This window comes from Candidatus Jidaibacter acanthamoeba (assembly GCF_000815465.1).
In the GTDB taxonomy this organism is placed as follows: Bacteria; Pseudomonadota; Alphaproteobacteria; order Rickettsiales; family Midichloriaceae; genus Jidaibacter; species Jidaibacter acanthamoebae.
The window spans coordinates 1-3,922 of sequence record NZ_JSWE01000086.1 but is presented as its reverse complement, the minus strand read 5'-3'; the positions used below and the strand labels follow the sequence as shown (position 1 = coordinate 3,922).

Below are 3,922 nucleotides of genomic sequence, written 5' to 3'. Positions count from 1 at the left end.
ATCAGTTCCTTCTTCTGATATCTCTTTCTCTACTATAACGGTCTTTTTATCTAATGTTTTGAACATATGATTGTGTGAAGGTATTGTTTGCATAACATCTTTAAAACTTTCTTTTTCAAAAGAATTTAAATTTTGTCTGTCTGGTTTTCTAAACCTTGAACTAGTTTTATTATTATTAGAAAGAAAGTTAGTATTATGGTGGTTATTATCTGTTAACCTATTAATGATTGTGTCAGATTGACACAAAGATAGTTCAAATTGTTCTGAGCTAAAATTTTTTTCAGGCATGAAATTTTGTAGTATCTCAATAAGCTTAGTGTAATCAATTGAATACCACTTGGTATGGTCTGATTTACAGGCATTAAGTTTTTTAGATAAAATGATGCCCTGCTTTTCTAAAGAATAAAAAAATCTTTTAATTTTAGAGATAGACCAATAAGCAAACTGCTTACTCCAATCATTAAAGGTATTATATACCCAAACATTACCATCGATTATTTTACCACATTTTTGCAGCCAGTAATGAAGTTGTTGTATGATGATTGCCTGCTCTAGGCCTAATTCCTCAGCTAATTGAGGGATAATGATTTGTGGATGAAAATGCTTTTCTAAAAGCTTTTCATATATGGTCATTTTGGTCATGACATATGTCTCCTTTAAAACAATAAAAGTTGTTATAAAACAAAGACTACGCTTGACCTTATAGTATTAATATAGTACTATAAATTTAGGATTAAGCGGCATGGACGTAGTCTGTGCCCTTTTTTATAAAACTATCTCAATTTATACTCTCAATAACCCTTCTTAACCTTTCTTAAATATTTACTTTATATTAGGTATAACATATTAATTTGATGTTGCAACCTATTTTATAAAAAATTAAAAATTAAGTTGCAAAGCTAAAATAGTGATATAAATTATAAATGATAATATAATAATATTTAAATACATATCTTCGCGGCCGCGAAGATATAATAAAGTTTTAAATAATAAAAAGAAGGATTGCATGGTAGATTATAATGTTGAAGGTATAACGCAAAGAACTATGGCGCAACTTGCTAACGTTTCTCAGTCAGCGGTGAGTCGGTATTTATCTACTAATAACATATTACCAATAGAAGAAGGTAATCATAGAAATATGAGATATAATATTGCGCATGTCAGGCAAGCTATAAGAGCCCTTTTCGATTTAGATAAAAAAATAATTAAAAAAAAGCATTCATTTTATAATTTTAAAGGAGGAACTGGTAAAACAAGTATATGTTTCCAGGTTGCTTGCCACATAGCTTTAATGGGTTTCAATGTCCTAGTTATTGATGCAGATCCTCAGGCACATCTTTCTGTATCTTTTGGTTTAGCCAATGATGAAAATCTTACGTTATATGATTTAATTATGGGTAATCAAAAGCCGGAAAATGTTATTCATACAATATTTAATGGTTTGGATTGTATACCCTCAAATTTATCTTTAACAAGGTTAGAAACTGAGATTTCTCAACTTCCAAAAAGAGAAGAAAGACTAAAAATTGATTTAGAATCTATAGAAAATAATTATGATTTTATATTTGTAGATACTAACCCAACTATAAGTATATTAAATAGAAATGTAGTAACTTATGTAGATGTGCTAGATATAGTATGTGAGACGCAGCCATATAGTTTAAATGGATTAAAGTTATTAATGGAGGATTTAAATAGATTTTGGCATCATATGCGTATGGCTCCAAAGTTAATAAATATTATACCTAATAAGTATGAGGACAGGACAACAAATGCTGCTGAAGCAATGACTGTTCTTAAAATGTATTATTCAGAATATATTAAAGAAAATTTTGCAATTAGAAGAAGTGAAGATATAGTTACCTCAGCCAAGATAGGTAAGCCTTTAGCATTATTTGCTAAGAAAAATTCTATTGCAGTTGAAGATATCACAGAGTTAGTGCATTATATTATAAATATTTCTTGTTAATATATAAGGATTGTAAATGGGTAAAGTAAGATATAAGGAAATTTCTGAGTCATTATCAAAACTAACTAAACCTGAAGTTAACTTTGGAAGGTCAAGTATAGGTTTAGAGAAGAACGTAGGTGAATATTATTATATTGATGTTAATGATCTAATACCCTTTAAAAACCAAGCCAGAAAACATTTTCCGCTAGAAGAAATTGAGTCATTAGCTCAATCAATTAAACAACATGGAATTAGACATCCTCTTACCGTGATTCCATATGATGGTGAGAAAGGTAAATATGAGGTAGTAAGTGGTGAAAGAAGACTAAGGGCTGCTAAAGTAGCCGGGTTGGATAAGGTGCCATGTATTTTGCTCAAAGATAAGAACTTAGCTGAAGAAATTGCAATTATAGAAAACATACATAGGCAAGATCTTCACCCAGTTGAATTAGGAACTGCTTTCAATTATTTGCTTAAAAATAAAATATTTGAATCTCAATCTCAGTTAGCTAATAGGCTATCTATAAGTGAATCAAAAGTCTCAGAATTATTACAATATTCTCAAATGAGTTATAATCTTAAACAATTTGCTGTAGAAAATAATATAACTAATAGAGATAAATTAAGAAAGCTAGCTAAAATGGAGAATAAGAAACTAGGTGTTGAAGAGTTGCCCGAGGTATTAAAATCTCTTAACCCAACAAAAAACTTTTCCATTATAAGATTATCTTTCAATAATGGCAATATTATTTCCCAGTTAAACGGCGTAAAAAAACTTGATCATGGTCAGAAAATGAAGCTTAAAGAAGAATTAAATAAAATTATTGAGCACCTAAAATAATATGCTTTAAGATATAGGGTTAACTTTAAATACAATTTTGTAGAATGAAAAAAAATCATAAGTATGCAATGGGTCTAACCTTTATAGGAATGATAGGATACTTATTCCAAGGCAGTTTATACGGAGAAGCCAAAATTACTGACGGTGATACAATAATAATAGGTAGCCAAAAAATACGTTTATATGGAATAGACGCACCGGAAAAAAACCAGAAATGTAAAACCAAACAGGACAGGGAGTGGCAATGCGGAATAGAAGCAAAGGATTATCTAGCTAAGATAGTTGATCAAAACAAAGTATTTTGTTTCAGTAAAAGTAAAGACCGATACAGAAGAGAGGTCAGTATCTGTTATAATCATAAGTTTCAAAGTATAAATGCCGAGATGGTAAGGAACGGATATGCGGTAGCATATACTAAATATAGCAAGTTATATATCAATGAAGAGCAGCAGGCTAAGCAAAAAAAGCTAGGGATATGGGCTGGGACATTTACAAAGCCTGAAGAATATAGAATGAGAAAAAAGCCTTAAATTCTAAGAATACATATATAATTGGAAGTAGAGCAGGGGTTATTATTAATTTCTTCCACTATAAAGCCAAGCTTAATATAAAAATTAACAGTATTGATATCTGCTTCAGCCTGTAAAAAGTTTAAATTGTATTTTATAGGTAGAGTTTTTATTATTTTTGAACCTATACCTTGGCGTTGATATTGAGGTAATATTTTAAAGTGTTTGATAGTACCTGTATTATGCAACACCTCCAAGCCTATAGCACCTATAAGCTCATTATCTGATTTAATGCCGAGCAATTCGGAGGAGCTATTAATTTTATAATCAAATATCATATCTTTATAAGTCTGAAGTGTAATGGGACAATTTAACAGTGAAAGCAAGATATTAGGTATAGGGTAGGGCAGGCAATCTATCTGAGGTTTCAAGTCTATAAGGGATATATTATTCATTTAATATAAATATAATTAAATAAGTGAAGTTCCCCCTGTTGTGTAGACGAATGTTGTCTATGTATAATTATTATAATAAAGGTTTTCAAACTCATTAGGAGATAAGTATCCTGTTGAATGTCATTGATATTGACCCCTTAGAGTTTCAGTCTATTTGACCCCCTAA

General features: G+C 30.0%; 5 protein-coding genes. 3 read left to right on the top strand and 2 right to left on the bottom strand.

Annotated elements, in window-relative coordinates:
• On the bottom strand, positions 1-642 hold a 642-nt coding region (locus NF27_RS11080), incomplete at its 3' end, for a hypothetical protein (protein ID WP_458692788.1).
• A gap of 364 nt (positions 643-1,006) precedes the next feature.
• On the opposite strand from NF27_RS11080, the gene NF27_RS02835 reads away from it, so the two are divergent.
• The 3 genes from NF27_RS02835 to NF27_RS02825 are packed head-to-tail and all read left to right on the top strand — an operon-like array spanning position 1,007 to position 3,322.
• Positions 1,007-1,969: a ParA family protein gene (locus NF27_RS02835; protein ID WP_039455583.1), complete on the top strand. Its 963-nt coding sequence runs from the start codon at positions 1,007-1,009 to the stop codon at positions 1,967-1,969.
• Positions 1,970-1,985: 16 nt separating this feature from the next.
• The gene (locus NF27_RS02830; RefSeq protein WP_053332526.1) at positions 1,986-2,792 is read left to right on the top strand and encodes a ParB/RepB/Spo0J family partition protein; all 807 of its coding nucleotides are present in this window, start codon (positions 1,986-1,988) and stop codon (positions 2,790-2,792) included.
• Between the two features lie 44 nt (positions 2,793-2,836).
• Positions 2,837-3,322 carry a thermonuclease family protein gene (locus tag NF27_RS02825; RefSeq protein ID WP_039455581.1) on the top strand — a complete coding sequence of 162 codons (486 nt, stop codon included), beginning with the start codon at positions 2,837-2,839 and terminating at the stop codon, positions 3,320-3,322.
• On the opposite strand, the gene NF27_RS02820 is transcribed toward NF27_RS02825, so the two are convergent.
• Entirely contained in the window at positions 3,319-3,756 is a 438-nt protein-coding gene (locus NF27_RS02820) for a GNAT family N-acetyltransferase (RefSeq protein WP_039455579.1), read from the bottom strand. The genes NF27_RS02825 and NF27_RS02820 overlap by 4 nt on opposite strands.
• Between the last annotated feature and the right edge of the window lie 166 nt (positions 3,757-3,922).